Origin of the sequence: Consotaella salsifontis, from assembly GCF_900167365.1 — a bacterium.
GTDB lineage: Bacteria > Pseudomonadota > Alphaproteobacteria > Rhizobiales > Rhizobiaceae > Consotaella > Consotaella salsifontis.
In genome coordinates this window covers 129,065-153,754 of record NZ_FUXL01000009.1, presented here as the reverse complement: position 1 = coordinate 153,754, position 24,690 = coordinate 129,065, and the positions used below count along the sequence as shown (strand labels likewise).

Annotated in this window: 16 protein-coding genes and 3 pseudogenes; 4 read left to right on the top strand and 15 right to left on the bottom strand. The window is 64.0% G+C overall.

Annotation, left to right across the window (positions count from 1 at the left end):
• Positions 1 to 3 precede the first annotated feature (3 nt).
• Together B5D38_RS14125 and B5D38_RS14120 are read left to right on the top strand one after the other, a co-directional pair.
• Positions 4 to 5,562, top strand: coding sequence for a DEAD/DEAH box helicase (locus B5D38_RS14125; RefSeq protein WP_078709065.1), 5,559 nt, complete (start codon positions 4 to 6; stop codon positions 5,560 to 5,562).
• Positions 5,563 to 5,642: 80 nt separating this feature from the next.
• Positions 5,643 to 6,656, top strand: coding sequence for a DNA/RNA helicase domain-containing protein (locus B5D38_RS14120; protein ID WP_116002741.1), 1,014 nt, complete (start codon positions 5,643 to 5,645; stop codon positions 6,654 to 6,656).
• A 216-nt stretch (positions 6,657 to 6,872) separates the two neighbouring features.
• Here the strand turns inward: B5D38_RS14120 and istB are convergent, their stop codons facing one another.
• The 9 genes and pseudogenes from istB to B5D38_RS14075 form a co-directional block, all read right to left on the bottom strand.
• A complete protein-coding gene (istB, locus tag B5D38_RS14115; RefSeq protein ID WP_078709064.1) occupies positions 6,873 to 7,625 on the bottom strand; it encodes an IS21-like element helper ATPase IstB in 753 nt (250 codons plus the stop codon).
• A gap of 14 nt (positions 7,626 to 7,639) precedes the next feature.
• Positions 7,640 to 9,169: an IS21 family transposase gene (gene istA, locus B5D38_RS14110; RefSeq protein ID WP_245319229.1), complete on the bottom strand. Its 1,530-nt coding sequence runs from the start codon at positions 9,167 to 9,169 to the stop codon at positions 7,640 to 7,642.
• Between the two features lie 126 nt (positions 9,170 to 9,295).
• A complete protein-coding gene (locus B5D38_RS14105; protein ID WP_207552956.1) occupies positions 9,296 to 9,628 on the bottom strand; it encodes a hypothetical protein in 333 nt (110 codons plus the stop codon).
• A pseudogene (locus B5D38_RS14100) lies at positions 9,625 to 9,978 on the bottom strand (transposase); the annotation flags it as partial. The pseudogene B5D38_RS14100 and the gene B5D38_RS14105, both read right to left, overlap by 4 nt.
• Positions 9,979 to 10,011: 33 nt before the next feature.
• Positions 10,012 to 10,236: a hypothetical protein gene (locus B5D38_RS14095; RefSeq protein WP_078709062.1), complete on the bottom strand. Its 225-nt coding sequence runs from the start codon at positions 10,234 to 10,236 to the stop codon at positions 10,012 to 10,014.
• A gap of 3 nt (positions 10,237 to 10,239) precedes the next feature.
• A complete protein-coding gene (tnpC, locus tag B5D38_RS14090; protein ID WP_116002745.1) occupies positions 10,240 to 11,910 on the bottom strand; it encodes an IS66 family transposase in 1,671 nt (556 codons plus the stop codon).
• A 72-nt stretch (positions 11,911 to 11,982) separates the two neighbouring features.
• Entirely contained in the window at positions 11,983 to 12,330 is a 348-nt protein-coding gene (gene tnpB, locus B5D38_RS14085) for an IS66 family insertion sequence element accessory protein TnpB (RefSeq protein WP_078709061.1), read from the bottom strand.
• Positions 12,327 to 12,731, bottom strand: a complete 405-nt coding sequence (gene tnpA / locus B5D38_RS14080; protein WP_078709060.1) for an IS66-like element accessory protein TnpA — start codon at positions 12,729 to 12,731, stop codon at positions 12,327 to 12,329. Before tnpA ends, tnpB begins: the two co-directional genes overlap by 4 nt.
• A gap of 98 nt (positions 12,732 to 12,829) precedes the next feature.
• Positions 12,830 to 13,570, bottom strand: a pseudogene (locus B5D38_RS14075) (IS5 family transposase); the annotation flags it as partial.
• A gap of 23 nt (positions 13,571 to 13,593) precedes the next feature.
• Here B5D38_RS14075 and B5D38_RS14070 point away from each other — a divergent pair.
• Both B5D38_RS14070 and B5D38_RS14065 read left to right on the top strand, forming a co-directional pair.
• A complete protein-coding gene (locus tag B5D38_RS14070; RefSeq protein ID WP_207552955.1) occupies positions 13,594 to 14,493 on the top strand; it encodes a hypothetical protein in 900 nt (299 codons plus the stop codon).
• Between the two features lie 597 nt (positions 14,494 to 15,090).
• Positions 15,091 to 15,661 (top strand): annotated as a pseudogene (locus B5D38_RS14065) (tyrosine-type recombinase/integrase); the annotation flags it as partial.
• Between the two features lie 37 nt (positions 15,662 to 15,698).
• Here the strand turns inward: B5D38_RS14065 and B5D38_RS14060 are convergent.
• Genes B5D38_RS14060 through B5D38_RS14035 form a run of 6 tightly spaced genes read right to left on the bottom strand, consistent with a single transcriptional unit; the run spans position 15,699 to position 24,689 of the window.
• Positions 15,699 to 16,556, bottom strand: a complete 858-nt coding sequence (locus B5D38_RS14060) for an NAD(+)--dinitrogen-reductase ADP-D-ribosyltransferase (RefSeq protein ID WP_078709059.1) — start codon at positions 16,554 to 16,556, stop codon at positions 15,699 to 15,701.
• A 6-nt stretch (positions 16,557 to 16,562) separates the two neighbouring features.
• Entirely contained in the window at positions 16,563 to 21,182 is a 4,620-nt protein-coding gene (locus B5D38_RS14055) for a 2-oxoacid:acceptor oxidoreductase family protein (RefSeq protein WP_078709058.1), read from the bottom strand.
• A 20-nt stretch (positions 21,183 to 21,202) separates the two neighbouring features.
• Positions 21,203 to 21,547 (bottom strand): nitrogenase stabilizing/protective protein NifW, encoded by a 345-nt coding sequence (gene nifW, locus B5D38_RS14050; protein ID WP_078709057.1) that lies wholly within the window; start codon positions 21,545 to 21,547, stop codon positions 21,203 to 21,205.
• A 17-nt stretch (positions 21,548 to 21,564) separates the two neighbouring features.
• Entirely contained in the window at positions 21,565 to 22,725 is a 1,161-nt protein-coding gene (gene nifV, locus B5D38_RS14045; RefSeq protein WP_078709056.1) for a homocitrate synthase, read from the bottom strand.
• A gap of 10 nt (positions 22,726 to 22,735) precedes the next feature.
• Positions 22,736 to 23,932: a cysteine desulfurase NifS gene (gene nifS / locus B5D38_RS14040; protein WP_078709055.1), complete on the bottom strand. Its 1,197-nt coding sequence runs from the start codon at positions 23,930 to 23,932 to the stop codon at positions 22,736 to 22,738.
• Positions 23,933 to 23,945: 13 nt separating this feature from the next.
• Positions 23,946 to 24,689 (bottom strand): iron-sulfur cluster assembly scaffold protein, encoded by a 744-nt coding sequence (locus B5D38_RS14035; RefSeq protein ID WP_078709054.1) that lies wholly within the window; start codon positions 24,687 to 24,689, stop codon positions 23,946 to 23,948.
• Position 24,690 lies beyond the last annotated feature (1 nt).

Here is a 24,690-nt window from a genome sequence, read left to right as displayed (position 1 = left end):
ATCATGACCGACACGATACAAGAAACGATACACCAGCTTCACGCTTCCCTCAGGGACTATATTGAAGCGACCTACCACATCAGCGCTCCTTCTCTAATCAAGCAGAGGAAGGAATTGCTGGCGCGCCCCGGCGTGATTCACCAGGTGCCCTATCTGGAATCGACGCCGCGCTACGAGACCGGCGAAAATTTTGCCCAAATGAAGGGGCTCCCCGCCGCGGCCCTTACGATCTATTCCCAATTGTCTGAGCCCAAGGGAGACCTTCCGCGCCTGATCTACGATCCCCCCTATAAGCATCAGGCGGATTCGATCCGGCACAGCCTCATCGGTGGGAAGAACCTCGTCATTATGACCGGCACCGGCTCGGGCAAGACCGAATCGTTCCTGTTGCCGATCTTAGGGAAATTCGCGCGCGAAGCCGAGGCGAACCCGGCTGGCTTTGGTAGCCAGCCCGCGATGCGCGCTCTCATTCTCTATCCGATGAATGCGCTCGTAAACGACCAGTTGGGCCGATTGCGCTCTCTATTCGGTGATCCCCGGCTCGTGCAACAATTCAAGCAATGGTCCGGGCGGCCGCCCAGGTTCGCGCGCTATACAAGCCGGACTCCGTATGCTGGCGTCCGCACGACCGAAAAGGATTCGGCAAAGCTCAAGTCTTTCGACGAGTTTTATGTAGACATCGAGCGGCGCGCCAAAAACGATGATCCTGAAATCCGTGCGGAAGCGGCCCGGCTGCGTGCCGCACTGAATGAGCGCGGAAAATGGCCGGCAAAACCTGACCTTGCGGCCTGGTTTGGCGAGAAGGGTACCGGCTGGCAGGACCGCAAGACAAAAGAGTTTATCAGGGCGGTTACTTTGCCCGACGATTCCGAACTGCTGACCCGTCACGAGGTCCAGGCGGCTCCGCCCGACCTACTCGTGACGAACTACTCGATGCTTGAGTACATGCTGATGCGCCCGATCGAACGGCCGATCTTTGACCGGACGCGGCAGTGGCTTGCCGATAATCCCAAAGAGAAATTCCTCGTGGTGCTTGACGAGGCGCACCTTTATCGCGGCGCAGCCGGCGCCGAGGTCGGATTGCTTCTCCGGCGGCTGCGCGACCGGCTCGGCATTTCGCCTGAGCGCTTTCAGGTCATTTGCGCAACGGCGAGCTTCAAGGACAAGGAATACGCGCCGCAGTTCGGCGCGCAGCTTTCGGGCATTCCGCCGGAGACTTTTGAACCCGTCACCGGATCGCTGGACCTGCGGCCGCACAGCACTGGGGGCTCCGACCATGACGCGGAGATTCTCGCATCCGTCAATCTAGATGCCTATTACAAAGCGGATTCGGATGCGGCGCGTCTTGCGATCCTGAAGCCGCTACTGAACTACCGGCAGGTCGAAGGCGAGCACAGGTCAGAGGCAGCGCTCTATCATGCTCTGGAATCCTTTGGACCGATGGGTCTTCTCGTCAATGCGACAATGAAGGAGGCACTGCCGGTTGCCGAACTCGGCTCCATGCTGTTTCCGACTGCCGCTTCGGAGAAAGCGGATGCCGCGGTCACTGTGTTGATGGCGTTAGGGAGCGTGGCGCGCGTTGACCCGAAAGCTCCCGGCCTCCTTCCTTGCCGCATTCATAATTTCTACCGCGGCTTGCCGGGGCTGTGGGTCTGCATGGACCCCGAGTGCAGCGATCTCGCAGACGACGCTAAAGACGGCATCTGCGGGAAGATGTACAGTCAGCCCCGCGAGCGCTGTGGATGCGGCGCGCGCGTTCTCGAGCTTTTCACCTGCCGGAACTGCGGCACTACCTATGCCCGTGCCTATACGGACGATGTAGATTCTCCGTCCGCCCTCTGGTCCGAGCCGGGCAAGCGCCTGCGCATGGCCGGCGGGGAAACCGGACCGCTTCTGCCGCTCGACTTGCTTCTTGAAGAGCCTGCGGCCGGGGAGGCAGCCGAACCGGCAGACTACGATCTCGAAACCGGGCGTCTCAATCCGAAGGTTGCCGGACCGCGCACACGGACCGTTCACATTCGCAGCGAGCGCGTCATGGACTCGGCGGATGAGGACGACGAAGCCGACACGAGCTTCGAAACGCGCGGTGAGTTCAAGCCTTGCGCTGTTTGTGGCAAGACTGCCCGTTTTGGCCGGACCTATGTGCAGGACCATCAGACCAAGGGCGACCAACCGTTTCAGGCGCTCGTTGCCCGGCAGATTCAAATTCAGCCGCCCGGACCTGTGCCGGCTACCCGCTTCGCTCCCTTGCAGGGACGGAAAGTCCTTGCGTTTTCGGACTCGCGGCAGGTAGCGGCGCGTCTTGCCCCGAATCTCCAAATGTATTCGGTGCGCGATTCACTGCGCCCCCTGATCGCGTGGGGCTTCAGCCGGTTACAGGAAGTCGGCGTTCTCCGCACCAACCTCAACCTGGAAGACCTCTATCTGGCAGTTCTTCTGGCCTCCAAAATTCTTGATGTTCGCCTGCGCCCGGAACTGAAATCCTGGGAGACGTTCGGCGCAGAGATCGTTGTCGAGAATGCGATTGCTAGCGGTGAAACCGAGGATGATGCGGGCCTGCTGAATCTCTGCATGGAAATGCGCAACGAGCGGCCGCCCGAGGCGTTGCTCGAAAACATCATCACAACCATTCAGGACCGGTTCTGGGGCTTTGAGGCTCTGGCCTTGGCCTCGATCGTCGAACGCAGCAAGCATACACCCGCGTTGGAGAAGCTACCCGCCATTCCGGGCATCGCTGAAACGCCTGAAGCCAAAGTCTCACTGGCGCGTGCCTGGCTCCGCTGCTGGCAAAGCTATGGATTCTGGCTCAGTGCCATGCCCGGAGGTTGGGAAAACCGCTCGCGAACCGATGGGGTCAGCGTCAAGACGCGCAACCCCAAGGCCAAGTTCAAAGCGATGGATGCGATCCTCCCGGACAAGGCCGCCCGCAAGATTTTTGCGGACCAGTGGGCGCCGGCGCTCCTTGCGCTGTTCACCCAGGATACGACCGGTAACTACAAGCGTCTCCGGGGCAGCGAACTCTCGCTGCAATTCGGGGGACAGTGGGTTCACTGCCGCACCTGCAAATCCGTTCATCGCCCGATCCCCGGCCTTTCTTCGTGTATCGATTGCGGCAGTTCGGACATCAGGGCGCTCGATCCGGACACCGATGAAGTGTTTGGCGCACGCAAGGGATTCTATCGCAAACCGGTCATCGAAGCGCTCAGGGTTCCGCCGCGCAAGCCCATGGCGCTGATTGCGGCAGAGCATACAGCCCAGTTGAACGCGCCGCAGAATGACGACGTATTCTCCAAGGCGGAAGAAAACGAACTGCTCTTCCAAGATATCGCACTGACGGGCAGTTCCGCCGGCAGCCGCGCGACGGCAATCGACGTTCTGTCCAGCACCACCACCATGGAGGTTGGCATCGATCTCGGCGCGCTTTCAGGCGTAGCTCTTCGCAATATGCCGCCGGGCCGTGCCAATTATCAGCAGCGCGCAGGGCGCGCTGGCCGACGCGGAAATGCCGTTGCGACAGTCATCGCATTCGGCAGTGCCGACAGCCACGACGAGCACTATTTCTCCGAGCCCGACGGGATGATCCGCGGTGATGTGATTGATCCGAAGCTCACGCTCGACAACCGTGAAATCGTGCGCCGCCATATTCGCGCCTACCTGCTTCAGAACTACCACCAGGACCGTTTGCCCACAGTCGATCCTTCACAGCGCCACGATCTTTTTTCCGTTCTTGGTACGGTATCGGAATTTCGCAACGGGACATCGATCCTGAACCGGGATGATTTCGCAGGCTGGCTTGCCGAAAATGAATCCGCGCTTCAGCAGCGCGTTGCCTCATGGATACCGGTAGAGCTTTCGGCGGAAGACCGCGAAGCCCTGCTTTCCGGCATGGCCGAAGATTGCCTGAAAGCAGTTGATGACGCCATTCGGCCAGGGCCGGATGAAGCGGATGCCGAGCAGCATCCAGATCAGGACAACGACATTGAAGAACAGGCCGAGGAAGGCGAAGAACGGCCCGCCCAGGCATCGAGCCCCGGAAAGCTTCTCGACCGGCTTCTTTATTGCGGCAAGCTGCCGCGCTACGCCTTCCCGACCGATGTTGCCACCTTCCATGTGTTCGATCGCGATCGCTCGACCTCGTTCCGACCGATTATGCGCTTCGCGCCATCACAGGGATTGCCGGTCGCTCTTTCCCAATACGCTCCGGGCAAGCAGGTGTGGATATCGGGAAAGTGCTACACGTCGGGCGCGATCTACTCCGTCATGGCTGACGATCGCTATGAGGCATGGCAATCAAGACGCCTCTACATGGAATGTAGCGAGTGCGGCTATGCCAAAACCGATCCTGTCGGAACGGTCGCCCGTGGCGATACCATGGATTGTCCGGCTTGCGGCGGGGAGGAAACCTTCGGCCCTGCGCGCTACTGGATCAGACCGCCCGGCTTTGCACACCCGATCGATGCGGAAGAGGTCACTTCCCCCGACGACATGCCTGAGACCAGCTACGCGACCCGCGCGAAGCTCACGATGGGAACGCCCGATGATGAAGCGGGGTGGATTTCGATCAACGACCGCGTGCGTGTTCTAAGAGCCCGCCAGCACCTGCTTGTTTCGAATACCGGGCCGAGCGACGAGGGCTACACCTACTGCACCAAATGCGGCCGCATAGAGTCGAGTACCGACCCCAGCCCAAAGCTGGCAATGCCGCACAACAAGCCGTACCCGGACGACGATGACAAGAAGGTGTGCGACGGCACCGGTGCGACGCGCCATCTGGTGCTCGGCACCGACTTCATCACCGATATCGCCTTGTTCTCGATGCGGGTCGCTGCACCTCTCAAGCTCAAACCCGGCCATTCATCGACCGCCGTCGCGTTGCGGACGGTCAGCGAAGCCTTGGCAAAGGCTGCATGCCAGATGCTTGAAATCGAGTCCGGTGAATTGCTGGCTGAGTTTCGGCCGGCCCTGACACCGGCAGGCACGAGCGGACTGGAAGCCGAGATTTTCCTCTATGACACGCTTCCCGGCGGTGCGGGTTTTGCCAGCCAGTTACCCGAGCGTGGGCTTGAGCTTTTCCAGAGAGCGCTCGCGCTCATGAAAACTTGCCCGGAGGACTGCGATGCGTCCTGCTATCGCTGCTTGCGGAGTTTCAAGAACAAATTCGAACACAGCCTTCTTGACCGGCATGTCGGCGTTGAACTGCTTGAATATCTGCTGAATGGGGAGGCACCCGGATTTAACGCCGCGCGGCTGCGCAATTCGACGACGTTGCTTGCCCATGACCTTCAAAGACAGACCGATGGAGCCTTCACATTTCAGACCGATGTCCCGGTCGAAACCCGCGTAGGAACGGTGACCGCGCCCATCCTTGTAACCGGTCCGGGCGGGCGGCGCTCCATCATAGCTCTGTCCGGCCCGCTAACCGACGGCCATCCTGCGGATCCCGAGATTGGTGCTTTCCGTGACGGCGGAGCGGATATCCCGATCCTGATCGAAAACGAACTGGTAGTCCGCGGAAACCTACCCTTTGTCACGCGCAATGTGCGGCAAAAGATCGGCGAATAGATGATGGAAGCGCAAACTCACAACAGGCTGCGTAGCTCGCAAGGTTGCCTCGTCCTTCCGGGAAAGGCGATACCCCCATCATGATCGATATAGTGGGTGTTACGGAAGGGAAAGAGTACGAGGCCGCGGTCCATCTTCGTAAGCAAATCCTCGCCGTCTGGCCGGACCTAGGCCAAAGCGGGGACGATCACATCAAGATCTTCGTCGGCCTGAAGCTCTATGGTCGCAAGATCGAAGATATCGACCTCGTCGTCATTGGCCATCTAGCTGTCCCGCGCAGCTTCGATACTGAGTTCAAATTTTACCCGCGGGAGGGCGATCCGTTCATCCCGCGGCGGGCGAGCGTGAAGAACTTTCTTCTTGTCATTGAAACTAAGTCGCATGACGCGACGGGTGTGAAGTTCGACGACAAAATCGCCTTGGTGCGATACCGGCGTAGCGGCCACAACGCATGGGAGCCGGTGACCGAGAAGAACCGTCAGCAGATGTTCGAGTTCAAAGCGTATCTTGCAGAGCGCGGAGTGAATCGAGTTTATGTTCAGGACTTGATTTTCTTCTCAGGTTTGCGCGAGGCCGACTTGCCAAAGCGGCCCCATGACTGCTTTGGCATTAACGCGAGTTTTGAGCGCATCCTCAACATTCTCGGCCAGATCAGTGGTCCTAATCACCAGGGACGTGATGCGTTCATATCGTTCGGGTCCGATGAGGTATTCGAGGAGTTGCTATCCCCGGATTTTGCATTGTTGCAGACGCTCGAACCCACCCCGCTTGACCGGACCAGAATGGACCGGATCGTGAAAGCCGCACTGGCTGACACGTGGCTTGACGATCTTGGAAAGAAGCAGGTCATCTTCCGCGGAAGAGGCGGCGTCGGCAAGACGGTCATACTCTTGCAAATGGCATACCGAGCATTTGACCGCGAGCAGATGCGCTCGATGATGCTCACCTACAACAAGGCGCTGGTTGCCGATATGAGGCGGACCATGGCGCTGCTCGGCGTGCCGCGGAGCATCGAGAAAGGTGGCATATCAATCGAGACCGTTCACGCCTTCATCGGCCGACTGATGGTCGGGCTCGGTCTAGCAGGGTGTTGAAGAAGCGTCCCGAACGGCCTTGAGGATGGCTTCGTCGCCGTTGAGGTAGGCGAAGGTGATCTCGATTGCGGATTCCGATGAAGCCGGCCATGCATTCCAAAATGAAGCCGGCCACCTGTTCCGATTTCATTCCGGCCGCCATTCCGATTTGAAGCCGGCCATCTCGTGGTCTGATCCTGGGTCGATTTCGATGATGGGTTAGGGTCGGAGTTCAGGTCAAGATGTCGGTGAGGCCGCTGGCTGCCGGGTTCGTTTCCGCAGGCTCTCGCCGGACAGTTCGATGCGATAAGCGTTATGGACGAGCCGGTCGAGAATGGCGTCGGCGATGGTCGGATTGCCGATGATCTCGTACCAGCGATCGACCGGCACCTGGCTGGTGACGATGGTCGAGCGGCGCTCGTAGCGGTCCTCGACGATCTCGAGGAGATCGCGACGCTGATCGTCGGTGAGCGTTTCGGGCCCCCAGTCATCGAGGATGAGGAGGTCGACCCTGGCGAGCGACTTCAGCAATCGGGCGTATCGGCCGTCACCGCGGGCGAGGCTGAGGGTCGCGAAGAGCCGCGGCGCCCGGTGGTAGGCGACGGAGAAGTCTTCGCGGCAGGCCTTTTGGCCGAGGGCGCAGGCGAGCCAACTCTTGCCGACGCCGGCAGGCCCGGTCAGCAACAGGCCCTGCCGCTGGCGGATGAAGTCGCATCCGGCCAATTGGAGAAAGAGGCCGCGGTCGAGACCGCGCGCGGCGCGGAAGTTTGTGTCTTCGACCTGCGCGTCGTGACGCAGTCTGGCCGCCCGAGCCCGGGCTTCGAAGCGCTTCTGCCGGCGTTGCGTCGCCTCACGTTCGAGGAGGAGCGCCAGCCACTCCCCATGCTCCAGGGCCCGGGCCTCGGGCTGGGCCTCGAGATCCGCAAAGCCGCTGGCCATTCCGGTCAGGCCGAGTTCGTTCAGGAGGTCGAGGGTCGGATGGGTCAGCATGATCGTGTCTCTCCTCAATGGAAGTAGCCGGGGCCACGCAGGTTGACGTGGTCGACGATGGCAGCGGGTTTGGTGTCGGCGGTCGCGCTGGCGCCCGGATTGGCGGTCTTCGACAGGCTGAGCAGCGAGGCGATGCTTTTGTAGTTGAGGCCGCCGATCGCGACGGCCCGCGCCGAGACCGCCTCGGCCCGGGACTTGTCGACGTCGCGGTAGAGGCGCAGCACGCCCAGACAGGTTCGGAAGCCCTGTTCGGGGTGCGGGCGGGCGGCCAGGATGGCGAGGATCAGCCCCTCGGTCTGCGGTCCCACCGATGCGGCCCAGCGGCGGAAGCGATCCGGCGTCCAGTCCGCATATCGCCGGTGCGAACTGGGCATATGATCGGGATCGGTGCCATGGCGGCGGCCGCCATATCGACGCTGATGGGCAGCGACGCGCTTGCCGCGGTGGAAGATCTCGATCGTCTTCGCCGTCGCCCGGATATCGACCTGCTGGCGGATCAGGCCATGCGGCACCGAATAGAAGAAGCTGTCGAATTCCACATGGTAGTCGGTGCCGACACGGGCGAAGCGCCACTCGGCGAACTCGTAGTCGCTCCCCGGCAGGTCCGTGAGCGCTGGCCGCTCGACCGTCTCGAAGAGATGCCGGCGGCTGACCCCGAGCCGCCGCATGACGTGGTCGTTGATGCGATCGAGCGCACCGGCGATCGCTGCGTTCGCCTCGGCGAGCGAGAAGAAGGTCTGCTTGCGCAGCCGGCCCAGGATGCAGCTCTGGGCGAACCGAACGCCGTTCTCGGCCTTCGCCTTGTCGCGCGGCTTGCGGGGCCGCGCCGGCAGGATGCCGACACCATAATGGGCGGCCATCATGGCGTAGCTCCGGTTGATCTCCGGATCGTAGAACGAGGCGCGGTTGACGCCGGACTTCAGATTGTCGGGCACGATCAGGCGCGGCACGCCGCCGAGGAAGCGGAACATGCGCACATGGGCGCCGATCCAGTCGGGCAGCGCCTGCGTCCACGTCGCCTCGGCATAGGTGAAGCTGGAGGCGCCGACGACGGCGATGAACAGTTCGGCCTCCCGGATCTCGCCGGTCCGGGGATCGACAATGGCGATCTTCTTGCCGGAATAGTCGACGAAGACCTTGTCGCCCGCTCGGTGCTCCTGGCGCATCGTCGGCGAGAGCCGGCGCTCGAAGCTGCGGAACAGTTCGCAGAAACGGCTGTAGCCGTAGCCGCCGGGATGAACGGCGCGATACTCGTCCCAGAGGATCTGCAGGGTGACGCCGGGCTTCTTCAGCTCGACCGCGATATCGGCCCAGTTGGGTTCCGGCCGCCGTCGCATGCCCTGCTTGACGCCGGCACGGTCGAACAGCCTGTTCTCAAGCGCATCGTCGGTCATCTCGCCGGGCAGCGGCCAGCTCAGCCCCGCCGCCGCGGCGCGCTTCAGGTTGTCCTGGATGGTGCTCCTCGCAACGCCCAGCATCACAGCGATCTCCCGGGCACTGACGCCGTCCCGGGTGAGCCGAAGCATCTGTCGCAATTGTCTCATGGTCAGCCTTCTCTTTGCCGGCATCGCGCTCTCCTCATTGGACAGGGAGCTTGATGCCCGAGTTGCTGACCCAGGGTCTTCAGACGCCGGAAGGTGGCCGGTGATTGATCGGAATGCTGGCCGGCTTCATCCCGGAATGGTGGCCGACATCAAATCGGAATACCCGGCCGGCTTGGATCGGAATCCGCACTCGATGGAGCCGTCGTCGAGGAGTTCGGCGAAGCCGTCGCCGGAGACCTCGTGCATGTCGTCGTCGCCCATCCAAGTGAAGGAGACCGTCGAGGGGCTGTAGCCGAGGTCGGGGCTGGCTTGCAGGGCGCCGAAGGCGATCTCGCCGTGGTTCTGCGGCCCGATGGTCATCGTGGCGGGGCCGCAGAGGTCGAGAGTGGCGCGATTCCAAAGGTCGGCCCCGACGATCCGCCAGCGCCCGACGAGCCTGCAGCCGGCCGGGGCGCTCATGACGACACCGCCAGCAGCCGGGGCAGCCGGACGAGGTTGTAAGCCGCTGCGGCAAAGGAGAAGGCCCAGCCCGTCCGCTCGATACCGCGGAAGCGGCTCTTGGCAAGGCCCGCCACAGTCTTGATCCAGCCGAAGGCTTCCTCGATCCGTTTGCGGATGCGCAGGCTCGTTGCATAGCCCGGATGCCGGGTGGTGCGCCCGTCGATCGCCGATCGTCGGCCCGCCGTGTTCTGCGCCACGTGCGGCGTGACGTTCATGGAACGCAGCTCATTGACGAAGTCCTTTGTGTCGAAGCCTCTGTCGGCGCCCAGCGTGATCGTCTTCGAGCGCTCGCCATAGGGTTCGATCATCGTACGCATTCGCTGTAGGCCGCAGGGTCGATTTCACTCAGTCTTTGTCGCGACGTCGATCTGATCGGCGATGATGTCACGAAGCGCGTCGATACCGGCGTCGGTGAAGGCGAGCGTTTGGCGGTCGTCGACGTCGATGATCCAGATGACACCGTCTTCGGGTTCGAGCTGGTCGGACAGGTCCCATAGGAGTTCATCGTTTCGGCCGAGGATTTCAGCGGCCCGCTGGATCGTATGGACATGGGAGATTGCGGCCATGGCTCAGGCCGCCGCCTGTCGTGGCATGCTTTCGGCGGACCAGTTCCAGGGCAGCAGTTCTCCAAGCTGGGTCTGCGGGGTTTCGGCGATGCGGGCGAGGACGTCGGCGAGCCAGGCCTGCGGGTCGATGTCGTTCAACTTGGCCGTCATGATCAGCGTCAGCATGAAGGCGCAGCGGTCCGCGCCGCGCTCGGAGCCGGCAAAGGTCCAGGAACGGCGGCCCAGGGCCAGGCCCCTGAGCGCTCGCTCCGCCGCATTGTTTGTGAGGCAAACCCTGCCATCCGTCGTGAAGCAGGCGAAGCTGTCCCACTTGGTCAGCATGTAGTCCATGGCCTTGGCGACCGGGGCATGGCGCGACAAGCGCGCCCGTTCGGTGCGCATCCATGTTTCAAATTCGGTGAGGATTGGCAGGCTTTTCTCCTGGCGGACGGCCAGGCGTTCATCAGCGGACAGGCCGTTGATGGCGCGCTCGATGTCGAACAAGACGTCGATGCGTTTGACGGCTTCGAGGGCCATGGGCGAGATCGGTGCGGCGTTCTTTCCTCGCCGGGCGCTCTTGGCGATGTCGGCAAGCTCGAAGAACTTGCGACGCGCGTGAGACCAGCACAGCGCCTGGGCCAGAGGTCCCGGACTTCGCTCGGCGGCATAGAGGCGGCCGTAGCCCGAGTAGGCGTCGGCCTGGAGAATGCCGGTCCAGCCCGTCAGATGCCGCTCGGCATGCTCGGCCGTTCGATCGCGGGACGCAAAGTACAAGGCTGCCGGTGGTGCCTGACCGCCAAAGGGACGATCGTCGCGAACGTAAGTCCAGACCCGCCCTGTCACCGTCTTGCCTTTGGCCAGGATCGGCACCGTCGTGTCATCGCCGTGGAGGCGGTCGGCCGCCATGACATGGACTGCGATCAGATCGTGGATCGGGCGGAGCGCGAAGGCACAGGCCCCGACCTGATCGGCCAGCGTCGAAAGCGACAAGTCGATCCCTTCACGGGCATAGCGCTCCGACTGTCGGTTCAAAGGTTGGTGCTGTCCGAACTTGTCGAACAGGATCATCGCCAGGAGGCTGGGCCCCAGAAAGCCCCGCGGCGTCGGATAAAACGGCGCCGGCGGCTGGGTCATCTTCTCGCATTCGCGGCAGGTGAACTTCTCCCGAACCGTCTGGATCACCTTCCATTGTCGCGGGATCATCTCCAGGGTCTCGGTCACGTCTTCGCCGAGCTTGCGCAGTCGATCCGAGCCGCAGCAGGCACAGGCCGTCGGTCCCGGCACCACAACACGCTCGCGCGGCAGATGCTCGGGGAATGGCTTGCGACCGCCGCGCCGCCGCTCGAAGGATTTGACCGTCGTGGTCTTCGCCGCGGCGTTTTCCGCCGCCAGCTCGTCCTCGCTCAAGGCCGCCTCGGCATCTTCGAGCTGCATTTCCAACTGGTCCAGAAGGCGTGCCTTGCGTTCCGAGCGCGTGCCGTAAAGTTCGCGTCTGAGCTTTTCGATCTCGAGCGTCAGGCGGGCGATCAGCGCCTTTGCACTGGACGCCGCCGCATTGACATAGGCCGCATGGGCGACCGCCTCGTTCCGGCTCGCAACGGCCTCGTCGCGATCGCGCTCGGCCAGATCGGCGCGCCGTTCCGCTGCCGCAAGCGCGGCCTTCAGAAGGGCGACATCATCCGGCGCGGCAGCCATGATGGAGGGCTCGAAGCAGATCGTGACGACACCGATTCTGCCACAAAAGCCCTGCAATGCAACGCTTTCCGGCTATCCAACCGACGTCGGCTTCCAGGTTTTCTGTGGGTTTCTCCAGTCGATCCCGGATAGAAGATAACCAAGTTGCGCCGGCGATATCGTCACCGCGCCGTCGGCAACGGAGGGCCAGAGGAAACGCCCTCGTTCGAGCCGCTTCGTATAAAGGCAGGCGCCCTGTCCGTCGTGCCAGATGATCTTCAAAAGATCGCCTCTGCGGCCGCGAAAGCAGAACAGGTGGCCGCTGTTCGGATCACGCTTCAGCGTCTCTTGGACCATGAGCGACAGGCCGGGAAAGCCCTTGCGCATATCGACATGTCCTGTCGCCAGCCAAACGCGGACCCCGCTCGGAACCGGGATCATCGCTGGCGATCCACGACGTCGAGAAGGCGGGCAAGGACTTCGGGATCGATATCGGAGGCGACGCGGATCGTACGACCGCCGGAAACGTCGATACTGACGCGAGATCGGCGAGGTCGTGGTGAAGATGGACGCTCGCCCGCCAGAACCTCCTTCGTATCGGCGACGGCACCGATCGCGACAGGAATGAACGGCGCGACCGATTGCTTCTCGTCAACCTTCTTCACGCCGAACCGCCGTCGCCATTTGTAGACCAGCGAGACGTCGAGATCGTGCTCACGAGCGATGGAGCTCACGTTCGCATCCGGCGCCAGGGACGCCAGAACAACCTCTTCCTTGAACGATGTCGGCCAGGACCTGCGATGCGTCTCGTCGCGCGACAACTCCATCCGGCGGAAAGCCATACGGTTATCCCTACTGCTTGCAATGTGGCTTCCGAAGCCAAACGCAAATCAGCGAGTTCACATCGGCAAAACAAGGCGGTTCACGCCGTGGGGATACCGATCATCGCCAGCGCGGCAATCCGCTCGGCGTGGCCGTCGGCGGCCGTCAGGCCGGAGGAAACCAGAAGGCCGGAGCGGTTTTCCATCAGGGCATGGCCCATGAAGCAGAGCTTGGCTTCCTTGCCGGCGCCCTTACGAAAGAGCCGCGCCTGAGGATCGGTGGTCGAGGCGTGCGTGGCGTTCGACCGCTTCTCACCGTGGAAGTCGGCGTCTGGGTTGCGCCCGCCGCCGGACGGCGGATCACCCGGGCCGTCCTTCGGCTTGAAGCTCTTCATCGAGGCCCAGGCGTCGATCAGCGTGCCGTCGACCGAGAAATGATCGCTCGACAACAGCCGCTTCATCCGCGGCTGCGCCAGCACCGCACTCAGGAACTTCGCCGCGATCGCGCCGTCCAGCAGCCGGTCGCGGTTCTTCGAGAAGGTCGAATGGTCCCATACCGGATCATCGACGCCGAGCCCGACAAACCACCGGAACAACAGGTCGAACTCCAGCCGCTCCATCAATTGCCGCTCCGAGCGGATGGAATAGAACGCCTGCAGCAACATCGCCCGCAGCAGCATCTCCGGCGCGATCGAGGGACGTCCCATCCCGGAATAAAGCTCGGCAAAGTCGCCCGACAGCGCCTCCAGCGCCGCGTTGGCGAACTCCCGGATCAGCCGCAGCGGATGATCCGGGCGAACCCGCTTCTCCAGATCCACATAGGAGAACAGCTCTCCCGTCCGCTTGTCCGTCCCGCGCATCCGCCCCTCGCTTCCAGGACGGATTGAATCACGCCAGGACCGTTCACGCGAGCCACTTCTTCAACACCCTGCTAGTGCAAGGCTATGACGGCTTCCTAGATGCTTACGATGAACACAAGGAACTGCTGTTGGAGTACATTCGTGACGGCGCTGTTTCCAAAGCTGACATCGATGAGCTTGTCGGTCGCCAGCCGGATGAATTTCTTTGGGATATCGTTTTTGTCGATGAGGGGCAGGACTGGCCCTCCAATGAGATAGAGATCTTGCGCGCTGTCTACGGCCCCGAGCGGATTGCGGTTGCCGACGGAGTCGATCAGTTTGTGCGCGATTCTGTCGCGGATTGGTCACGCGGTCTTCTCCGCGAGCAAATCCGGCCACGCCGCCTGACGCGCTGTCTGCGCATGAAAGCGAACCTAGCGCTCTTCGTTTCTGATTTTGCCGCAGCGATCGCCCTCCACGACTGGGACCTTGAACCCAATCCGGATGCCAATGGTGGCCGCGTTCTGATTGTTGAAGGAGACTTGGCTGCGCGGCCGGATATCTATGAGCGTCTTTGCGATGAAGCCGCAGCCCTCGGCAATTACCCCGTGGACCTGCTCGCCTGTGTACCGCCGCAGTTGGTCAGACATATCGGGGATGACGTCTTCTCCGTCCCGGGACGCACGCTCCTCGAGAACGGCAAGGCGGTATGGGACGCTTCAGCGATCGATGTCCGGTCTCACTTTCCAACTGATCGGGATGCGCTGCGCATCGTGCAATATGACTCCTGCCGCGGACTGGAGGGTGGACTGTTATCAACTACGGGTTCGACGAGTTCTGGAGGTATAAGTACGAGCAGTGGCTCGCCTCTCCGAAGGCCCCCGGCCGTCTGTTCGACACACCCGAAGAGCGGGCTGCGGCTTTTGCCTCCCGATGGGCGATGATCCCGCTGACGCGTGCGATGGACACACTGGTTATCAACCTTTCCAAAGATCCCGGTCCTGTGCGGGATGCGCTTGAGCAGGTTTGCGGTAGGCGCGGAGATTTCGTTGAGTGGATTTCCCTCTGATGCGGCCGATGGCTTAGGAACGCCGTGACTTCTGACCGTACGCTCGACCGTCGTATCCCAGATACCCTAAGCGTCGGACTGATAGTAGACGTGACCTCGCCACCACGATAGTAGGAGCACAGCGCAGAAACGGCGGATGCATGCGTCGCGCTGCAAGGTATTCGAGGTCGGGTCGCTGGACGATAGTCCCCGAAACCAGGGTTTTCCGCGCAGTCCCGAAAAGTGCAATGATTTCAAGAGCCCGAATTTTTGTCGGAACGTGGGTCGGTGCATTTTTGTCGAGAAAATTTTTCGTCCTTATATTTCAATGCACTTAGGCCCTTCTCAGTAATAGAGTGGGAATGAAAGACGACAGTTCGCGCCGTTTCGCGAACTATCACTTCATTGCCATAGCGAGCTGAAATCAAAAGAAGAGTGAATTGCGCTCTTGCGGAGCCTATCGCCCTGACGCGATGGGCTCTGACGGTGCGTGCGACGGCATGCAATTCTTCTCGGGTCGGCGGAATTCCTCCTCGCCGTCAGGCCAAGAACCGTGTGCATTGCCGCCCGCAAGTTGGTGGCGGAGGGACTTTCAACTGCTCACGAGAAGCAGCGCGACAAGCGGCGCAAAGCCATGGCGCAGCTTCGGCGCGGTCGGCCCCTTATGGATGAAGGAAGCGCCCACGGCGGAAAGCACCCGCTCGGTGCGCAAGGCGATCCTCGACCGGGACATTCTTCCGGCATGGAAGAACCGCCTTCTGACCGAGGTGACGCCGGACGATCTGCGGCAGCTCTGCACCAAGGGTGAAAGAGCGCGGCGCGCCGGCGACCGCCGTCCACATCCGGGATATCGTGAAACAGATCTTCGCCTTCGCGATTCTGCACGGCGAGAAGGTGCCGAACCCGGCTGACGAGGTTGGGCCGGCCTCGATCGCGACGTTCTAACCGAAGGATCGGGCGTTGTCGCCGACCGAAATCAAGATCATGCTGCTTGAGGTCAAGCAGGTGCCGACCCTGCCGACCATCCGCCTCTCCTGCGCCTGATCCTGCTCACCATGGTGCGCCATTTCTCGATGAGATATCGAAACTGACGCGCGTCCTTCAGAAATAGCTCGTTGTTGCACGGTAGTCGCTGCCGACGACGAGATATTCGCCTTCTCCCTTGAGGGGATGCCGGGTTAGTAGCTCGTTGAAGAACAGGATCTTGGCGACGGGAACGTGGACCTCCAGAATGATGTCGCCGAAGCACCCGGCGACATCCCGCTCGCCGGTGAAGCTGGCCAGATTGTTGAGCCGCAGCACGGCGGTGCGGCGGTCGATCCGCTCGACCAGGTGGTGCTCGGCATAGTCGTTGATCCCGCGGAACAGTGTCAGGTGACGGGCTGCGCCGCAGTGCCAGGCGGGCAGGCACCACTGGCAGTATTCGTAGAGCAGGTCGAGCTGCGTCTGGATCGAGTTGTTGTGGAAACGGCTCGACATCTTCTCGATCACGTAGTCGGTCCAGGCCGGGCTGTTGAAGCGGCCCAGCGGCCGCTTGTGAAAGGTCGGATAGAGGCCGAAGCGGCTTTCCACCCAGCCTTTCAGCACCGCCCCTTCCGGTCCGTTGCTGTCGTAGCCCCAGCCCTTGAGGAGTCGCAGGTAGCTTGATCGAAAGCGCCGCGGCTCCTCGGCGCGGCGGTGATCCCACTGCTCCGGATCGAGGCCGAACATCGCCGCCATGTAGCAGTCGAAGGCTTCGGCGGCCTCTTGCGCCGATGCGGCTTCTGCCAGCATCTCGAAGAGGCTCGGGTTGAAGTCGAGCACGCCGGCGATCCGCAGTCGCAGCGGACGATCGTTGAAGGCGGCGGAGGCGATCAGCGCCGGCGAGACGCCGACGAGATTGGTGCCGTGGACATTCGGCGGCGAGGGCGTTGCTCCACCGCCGCTGGCGCCGAGCGGCTTCGCCGTTTCGCCCGACACCCTTCTCTACTCGGCGGCCTGGGGGCGGGCTTCGTACTGCTGGCGGAGGGTTTCGACCTCCTTGCGGTGTTCGTCCTTGAGGCGGTCAACGTCCTGGCCGGCGAGCGAGCGCAGGATGCGCCAGACGTGGCGCCGCTCCTCGACGAGTGAGACCAGCGGGGCGCTGACGGGCACCTTCACCAGCTTCTTGTTGCGCACCTGATAGATGAAGGGTGTCTTGCCCTTCCTCTCCTCGACCGACAGGTCGATGAACTCGTGCACCGGCAAGGCCTCGACGGACTCGGCCAACGGCTTGCTCTTGAACTGCTTCTTGAAGCGGCCCTCGTGATAGGCGAAGTCGGCGGGCGTCAGCTTGACGTCGATGATCTGCTTATGGCCCGCCTCGTCCTCGTATTCGAGGGCGTCCGTGGTCCAGTCCTGGTCGACATCAGGATTGCCCTTGAGTGAGAAGCGCTCGGCCAGCGTCTCCCCGGCGTCGGGATCATGCACGAAGAGCGGCACCATGCGGCTCCGGACCGCCCGCTCGGCATGCTCGCTCGACACAGAATCGCCGATGCCGTTCTCGGCTTGGCAGGAGGTGTAAATGTCGATCACCGCCGGCGTGGAAGTGTGGTTCAGCGCCGCCAGCACGTTCGACAGGAAGTGGCCCTGCATCGCCGCCGTCGTCTGCACCACCATCACCTTGGGATGGAAGGCCGCGATGAGGCCGAGCTCCTTGCGCGAATCCGCCTTGCCGGGATGGGCCGCGCCGTAGCGGGCGAGGTCGGAATCCTGGCCGGTGAAGCTCGCCGTCGAGGTCTGCCCGCCGGTGTTGGAATAGACGCCGGTGTTCAGCACCACCACCTTGATCGGCGTCTTGGTGGCGAGCAGCCGTGACACCGCGCCGAAGCCGATGTCGTAGGTCGCACCATCGCCGCCGAGACTGAACACGGTCGGCATCCAGCCCAGCTCCCTTTCTGAGAACTGCTCCCAGCCGAACGTGCGGAAGAAGCGGTCGTGTTCGGCCGGGTTGTAGTCGTCTGCGAGCTCCAGTTCGGCGATGCGCATCGCCCTGAAGTCCGCCAGCAGGTCTGCCGCCAAGCCCTCGAAGATGCCCTTGGCCAAGGCCGGAGTATCCTGGAAGAGGCTGTTGACCCAGGGATCCTTGTACTGAGTGTAGGGGAAGGTCGAGGAATAGACGCTGGAGCAGCCGGTGGCATTGGCGATGACCGCGCTCGCCGGGCCTCTGCCCGTCGGACCGCTCTCCAGCCGATAGAGACACGCCTCCAGCGCCGCCGCCGCCCGGTCGATGCGCTCGCGCCGCACCGCGTCCTCGATGCTCGCCCGCTTGTCCGCGAGCCGGGTGAGGAGATCCTCCACCGCCTCGATCTGGCCGGCGCGCCGCTTCTTCTGCAGCGCGTGGTTGGCCGAGGAGATGAGACGCACCGCCGTCGCCTCGCCGCAGCCGCGACAGGCGCCGTGGCCGCCGGTCGTTGCGTAGTAGTTGTCACGGTCGAGCATCAGCCGCTTGGCGTTCGGCCCCTTCACCTCGCCGGTGAAACGCGAGGGCGTGTTCGCCGTCCGCGACAGGAATTCGAAGCGTTCCTGCAGCTGCTCCAGCAGCGCCTCGGACTGTTCCTCGGCGATCAGCGCGCCGGCGCCGCACACCGAGACGCATTCCAGGCAGCCGCTGCACTTGGACGGATCGAGCCCGACCGAGAACAGGCCGCCCTGGCCAGGGGTCTTCTTCTCGACCTGGGTGAAGAAGAGGTGCGCCTTCGTGACCGGGAAGTTCGCGAGCTTGTCGACGATGGCGGCGAAATCGACCGCCAGGCTCTTGTTGCGCTCGGTGATCGCTGCCGCCGCCTCGCCGACCAGCACGTGCAGCGGCCGGCCCGTGCCGCCGTGGCGATAGGCCTCGCGCACCGCTGTCACGATCGGCTCGAGATGGGCCGCGACAGCTGCCCTCCGCTCCTCCGGCAGATAGCTGGCGGCAGTCGCCACGAGATCGGCGATCTCGTGCACGCTCGTCGGCATTGCCGCGTCCGGGCAGACCAGCGTGCATTCCATGCAAGCCGTGCACTTTTCCGCGTCGAACATAGGCACGGTGCGCCGGAACAATCCCTTGTCCTTCATCGCTCCGCTGCCGGCGGGCATGAACAGGCCCGCTCCCGGCAGCACCGGCGCCTCGCCGATCGCGCCGTCGTTGAACGGGACCATCGAGGTGCCCTCGAAATACTCGCGATCGAAGAGGTTGGTCGGCGCGAAGGAGGCGTCGACCTGGCAGAGCGCGGCCGACACCGTTTTGCTGTGCGCCGCCTTGCCGGCGACCCCGCCGGCTATCCGGAACGCCTCCTCGTCGTAGGGGACCGGCCGCGTCGCCTGCAACCCCTCGCGGATGACCGCCATGTTGCCCTCGACGACCGCCTCGCCCTTGCCGCCGAACTTCTTGGTGATCTGCTGGCCGATCTTGTCGAGCACGGCCGTTTCGTCCGCGCCCGACGTGATCCGCTCGTCACAGCCGCACAGCGCGCCGATGAAGGCGATGCCCATCATCCGCGTCTCGAGCTCGGCTGAAGGCGCGTGGCGCCGCGCCACGGCAAACGCATCGATGATGCGGAACTTGATCCTCCTGTCGCGGATCGTCTGGCGCGCCCGCGCCGGCAGCTCCCGCCAGACCTCGAGCGGCGACAGGTTCGACTGCAGGATGAAGGTGCCGCCGATGATCAGCCCGCGCAGCGGGTTGGTGTGCGCGAACACCCGGTGGTCCGGCGAGATGACGATCTCCACGTCCTCGATCTCGGCATTGGTGATCTTCACCGGTTCCGGGCTGAGGGTGATGTAGTAGTTGGTTGGCGCGCCGCTCTTCTCGGAGCCGTATTTGGGCGCCGCCTTCGAATAGAGCCCCAGCACGCGCGCCAGGATGTCGGTGAGAAGCTTGCCGGTGGCGATGGTGCCGTAGCCGCCAACCGAGTGGAAGCGGATGCGGAACGCGCCCTTAGGCAGCAGCTGCGGATTGCCCGTCCCGGTCTCCAGTGCCATCAGCTCGGCGTTCGGATAGGCCGCCTTCAGTCGCGCCTGCACCTCGGCCATGCGCGGGCTCGGATGGTCGGCGTAGAACTGCGAACCGAGATAGACGAGCGGCGAGGAATCGGCCCGCTCCATGGCGTCGAAGCCGGCGACCAGATGGCGCGCCTGCAGGTCGTGGCCACCCAGGCCGAAGATCGCGGTCGTCAGCCTCGGCAGCGCATCGATCGCCATGATTGCGCGATGGCGCGGCGCATCGGCGTTGGCGCGGGCCCTGTAGAGCGCCTGCGTCACCAGCTGGGTGAGCGCGGGAACGTCGGAGCGCTCGAGCACGGTGACCGCGTTCTTGCCGGCCAGCGCGGCGACGAGCTCGGCCTCGGGGAAGGGCTGCAGGAGCTTCACCGCCACCGAGCCGACCTTGCGGCCTTGGCCGCGGAGGTGGTCGACGACCGCCTCGACGTCCTCGGTGACAGAGCCGAGCCCGACCATCACCGTCTCTGCATCCTCGCAGCGATAAGTCTGCACCGGCTGGTAGAGACGCCCGGTCAGCGCCGAATACTCGCTCATTGCTTGGCGCACCAGCGCAGGCACGTCGGCAGCGAAATGCGCCATGTGGTCAGCCGAGCCAGCCTGGAAGTCCGGCTGGTTCTGGACGGCGCCGGTGAGGCCGGGGTTGTTGACGTCGACCAGCGCCGGCACGAGCTGGCGCGTCCCCTTCTCCCAGGCGTTCAGCCATTGCCGCCGCCACTTGGCCTGCATCGCCGGGGGGACATGCGCCAGCGTTGCGGCGATCAGCGCGCCGCCGTTGTCGCGCTCGACCGCCTCCGCCCGGTCCGCCAGGAACGCTTCCAGCGCGGTCAGGTCCTCGGCGGCGAAGGCGGCGCGGTTGAGCGACAGCCAGTGACGCAGCTGGACGAGGCGCCCCTTCGCTCCGAACAGGACCTCCTGGGCCACAGTCGGCGCCTTGATGCGTCCGGCCGGATCGCCGAGATATTCCTTCAGAAGCTCCGGCTCCGGTAGCCGCGCCTCGCTCATCATGTGGCTGGTCGCAAAGCCATCCATGCAGTTGGCGACCGGGATCAACGACAGAGCCGCGGTCCGGTAGGCGATCGCCGCAAGGTCGGCTGCCTCCTCCGGGTTGGAGCCGAAGAGGATCGTATAGCCGGCCGGCAGCAGCGAATAGACGTCGTCGTGTCCGGCCATGACGTTCAGCGAATGGCGCGAGACCACGCGGGCGGCGACCTGCAGGACGAAGCCGCCGACCTTCTTGCCGACCGTGACGTAGTGCGATTCCAGGCCGTAGAGGATGCCCTGGCTGGAGGAGGCGTTGGATATGAACTTGCCACCCGTCAGCGCCGCCCCGAGCGCTCCGGATTGGGCGGAATGCTCGCCCTCCGGCTCGTAGAAGAACGGATGATGCCCCCAGACATTGAGGCCGCCGGCGGCGCGATAGGCCTCGAACGTCTCGCTGATCTCCGTCGACGGCGTGATCGGATAGCCGATCACGCCCCCGCAGACCTGTCCCATCACATAGGCGACGGCGCCGTTGCCGTTGATGATTTGCGGCTTGCCCGGGTACCGAAACACGCCCCCGACCGTCAGCTCGTTCAGTGCGTCCATTTTGCACGTCTCCGATGGCTCTAGCGTTTGCTGGAGAAGGCGATATCGTCGAGGCTGACGAGGGCGCGTCCGCGCGGTCCCTCGCTCGTGAAGACCTTGAACAGTCTTTGTTCGCCTGGGCTTGAATCGATGAAGTCGCGATAGGCCCGCTTGAGTAGGCGCCTGCCTTCCAGAAATATCTCGTCCTCGCTGAGGCCGGCGAAATCGGCCGCCGCGAGATACTGACCCATCCGCCGCATCACGTGCAGCCGGGCAACGTTGATGACATGCTGGTCGTAGGGCAGCAGAAAGTAGAGGAAGAAGTCCTCCGCCGAGGACAGCGCCTTGATTTCGCGGAGGACCGAACGGGCGGCGCTTCGATGCATCGTCGTTTCCTTCATGGCTATTCGGCCGCGTGCGCGGGTGGAAAGGCAGCGCAGTAGAGACGGATCAGCTCGTCCGGCGAAATGGCGCGCTTTGTCCGCATCGCTTCCTTGCGCAGAAGGGAGAGCATCCTTTCGGCGACCGCGCGGTCCGCCGGTAAGCGCGCTTCGGCCAATGCGTGGGAAACCCCGGCCAGCCCCGAATGCTTTCCCACGACGAGCCGATGGCAGCGCCCGAACAGGGCCGGAGAGAGAGCCTCATAGGTCGCTCTGTCCTTGAGCAGGCCGTCAACGTGAATGCCCGCTTCGTGCGTGAATACCGCTCCGCCAACGATCGGCTTCGAAGCCGGCACGGGGCGGCCACTCGCCCCCGAGACGAGGGCCGAAAGACCCTGCAGTGCGGCGAGATCAATGCCGGTCTTCCCGCCGGCAAAAGCGATCGCTGCCGCGACCTCCTCCAGGGCGGCATTTCCGGCTCGCTCGCCGAGCCCGTTGACGGTGACGCTCAAGTGGCTCGCACCGGCCGACGCGGCCGCCAGCGTATTCGCTGTCGCCATGCCGAGATCGTTGTGGGCGTGGAACTCAATGTCGATCGCTGCGCCCGCGCGAACCGTCCCGACCAGAGCGAAGGCAGCGAAAGGATCGAGAATGCCGAGGGTGTCGGCGATGCGGATGCGGATCGCTCCGGCGCTTGCGGCGACGCGGGCAAGCTCGGCGACGAAGGTGGGATCGGCGCGCGAGGCGTCCTCGGCGCCAACCGACACGATAAAGCCGCGCGCCCGCGCCTCACACACGAGTTCGGCCGTCCGGGCGAGCGCCCAGGCGCGATCAGCACCGAGCTTATGCTCGAGCTGACGATCGGAGGCCGGCACTGCGAGATGGATGCGCGCCACGCCCGTCTTGCTTGCGGCATCAAGATCGCGCGCGTTGAGGCGGCACCAGACGGAGGGCACGGCGCTCGACGGGACGGAGGCGATCGCCCGGATGTCGGCGATCTCCTCCTCGCCCATAACCGGCACGCCGACCTCGATCTCGGCGACGCCGGCCCGGTCGAGGGCCTGGGCGATCGCCAGCTTTTCGGTGCGGTCAAAGGCGACGCCGGCCGTCTGCTCGCCGTCGCGCAGGGTGGTGTCGCACATTGCGAGCGGCTGGCAAAAGGTCAAGCGGGTCGGCCAGGACATTGGTCTCTCCTTACGCGCGGGGTTGCAGGGCGGACTGAGGGGCGCCGTCCGTTGGCCAGAAAGGCGAGACCCCGCGCAGCCGCGCGACGATACCGGGAAGGACGTCGAGCACACGGTCGACCTCCTCGCCGGTCGTGTCCTCGCCGAGGGAGAAGCGGATGGCGCCGTGCGCGGCCATGAACGGAACGGCCATCGCGCGCAGGACATGTGACGGCTCGATCGTACCTGACGCACAGGCCGATCCCGCCGAGGCGGCGATGCCCTGCCGGTCGAGATGCATCAGGATCGCCTCGGCATCGACGAACTCGAAGGCGATGCAGGAGGTGTTGGCGAGCCGATCGTAGGGATCGCCAAGGATCAGGCAGCTCCCGACCCTGCGAACGAGTTCCGTCTCCAGCCGATCGCGCAGCCGGGCGACGCGCCGCATCCGTTCGGCCAGTCCTGCCTGCGCCAGTTCGGCGGCCTTGCCGAGCCCGACGATGGCCGGCACGTTCTCGGTCCCGGCGCGCCGGCCCCGCTGTTGCCGGCCCCCGCGGATCAGCGGCTCGAAGGCGACGCCTCGTCGCACATAGAGGGCACCGACGCCTTTCGGCCCGCCGAACTTGTGGGCCGACAGCGACAGCATGTCGATTTCGGTTCCGGCGAGCGCGACCGGCACTTTGCCGACCGCCTGGACCGCGTCGGTGTGGAACAGCGCGCCAGCGGCGTGCGCGATTTCGGCGAGACCCTCGACGGGAAAGATCGTGCCCGTCTCGTTATTCGCCCACATCAGCGAGACGAGCGCCGTCTTCGGGCCGAGCGCGGCGCGATAAGCGTCGATGTCGAGCCGGCCCTGCCGATCGACAGGAACGACGCGGACGCTGACGCCCTGCTGTTTGAGCGCCGCGCAGGGCCGCAGAACGGCCGGATGTTCGACCGCCGAAGTGACGATCTCGGTGCGCCCGGGATCGATGCAAAGGGCGGCACGGAGCACGGCGTTGTCGCTTTCGGTGCCGCCGGAGGTGAAGAGGATTTCGTCCTCCCGCGCCGCCCCGATCAGCGCCTGCAGCGATCGGCGCGCCTTCTGGACGGCGTCGGCCGCCGCCGCACCAAATCGATGGCCGGAGGAGGGATTGCCGTAATCCTCCGTGAAGAAGGGCAACATGGCCGCGACCACCTCGGGACGAGTCTGGGTCGTCGCGTTGTTATCGAGATAGACGCGCCGCATCGGGTCCGCTCCTTCAGGCATGACTGACCGGGATGACGCGGATCGGCCGGCACAGCCGGTCGCAGATGCGACGGCGCAAGCCTCCGAGTGTCAGCGAGGCGATCTGGCAGCCGGCGCAGGTCCCGCTCAGGCGGACCTGCAGCGCCTTTCCGTCGAAGGCGACGAACTCGACATCGCCCCCGTCGGCGCGAAAGACCGGGCGCATCTCTTCGATGATGCCGGTGATGACTGCGAGCTCCTCCTCGGATGATCGAGGGACTGCCAGCGAGACGGCGTCGGCCCTCCGGTGCTCGGCGGCCGGGCGGTCGCCCGCCGTGACTGGCCGATGGCGAACGACGATGGTGTGAAGCGGCCGCGCCGGCCGGGGGGGCTGCGGAGCCATGGACAGGCCGTGCCAGGTCCGCAGCGCCGCCGCCAACGCCTTGGCGCCGAGCGCCAGGCAATACTCACGCTCTGGCGGCAGTCCGCCGAGGACGTCAGCGATCTCGGCGGGGGTGAGGTGCTGCGCCGTCTCGACCGAGCGGCCGATGACGAGTTCGGTCAAGGCGGAGGCGACGGCGATGGCAGAGCCGCAGCCGAAGGCTTGGAACCGGGCCTTCTCGATCGTCCCACGCGCGGGATCGACGTTCAGCATCAGCCGAATCAGATCGCCGGCGGCCAGCGAGCCCGCCTCGCCAACCGCGTTGGCCTCGGCCAGCGCCCCGGCGTTGCGCGGATTGAGGAAGTGATCCTCAGCCTGTTGCGAGAGCTGCAGCATT

Bases quoted from the DNA above. Each gene is read 5' to 3' on its own strand.
- tnpB (WP_078709061.1), bottom strand. From the start codon at position 12,330: ATGATCCCGGTTCCGAGCGGGGTCCGCGTTTGGCTGGCGACAGGACAT.
- B5D38_RS14105 (WP_207552956.1), bottom strand. From the start codon at position 9,628: ATGAGCGCCCCGGCCGGCTGCAGGCTCGTCGGGCGCTGGCGGATCGTC.
- B5D38_RS14120 (WP_116002741.1), top strand. From the start codon at position 5,643: ATGATCGATATAGTGGGTGTTACGGAAGGGAAAGAGTACGAGGCCGCG.
- B5D38_RS14125 (WP_078709065.1), top strand. From the start codon at position 4: ATGACCGACACGATACAAGAAACGATACACCAGCTTCACGCTTCCCTC.
- nifV (WP_078709056.1), bottom strand. From the start codon at position 22,725: ATGTCCTGGCCGACCCGCTTGACCTTTTGCCAGCCGCTCGCAATGTGC.
- B5D38_RS14055 (WP_078709058.1), bottom strand. From the start codon at position 21,182: ATGGACGCACTGAACGAGCTGACGGTCGGGGGCGTGTTTCGGTACCCG.
- tnpA (WP_078709060.1), bottom strand. From the start codon at position 12,731: ATGGCTTTCCGCCGGATGGAGTTGTCGCGCGACGAGACGCATCGCAGG.
- B5D38_RS14095 (WP_078709062.1), bottom strand. From the start codon at position 10,236: ATGGCCGCAATCTCCCATGTCCATACGATCCAGCGGGCCGCTGAAATC.
- istB (WP_078709064.1), bottom strand. From the start codon at position 7,625: ATGCTGACCCATCCGACCCTCGACCTCCTGAACGAACTCGGCCTGACC.
- nifS (WP_078709055.1), bottom strand. From the start codon at position 23,932: ATGCGGCGCGTCTATCTCGATAACAACGCGACGACCCAGACTCGTCCC.
- nifW (WP_078709057.1), bottom strand. From the start codon at position 21,547: ATGCATCGAAGCGCCGCCCGTTCGGTCCTCCGCGAAATCAAGGCGCTG.
- B5D38_RS14035 (WP_078709054.1), bottom strand. From the start codon at position 24,689: ATGCTGCAGCTCTCGCAACAGGCTGAGGATCACTTCCTCAATCCGCGC.
- tnpC (WP_116002745.1), bottom strand. From the start codon at position 11,910: ATGGCTGCCGCGCCGGATGATGTCGCCCTTCTGAAGGCCGCGCTTGCG.
- istA (WP_245319229.1), bottom strand. From the start codon at position 9,169: ATGAGACAATTGCGACAGATGCTTCGGCTCACCCGGGACGGCGTCAGT.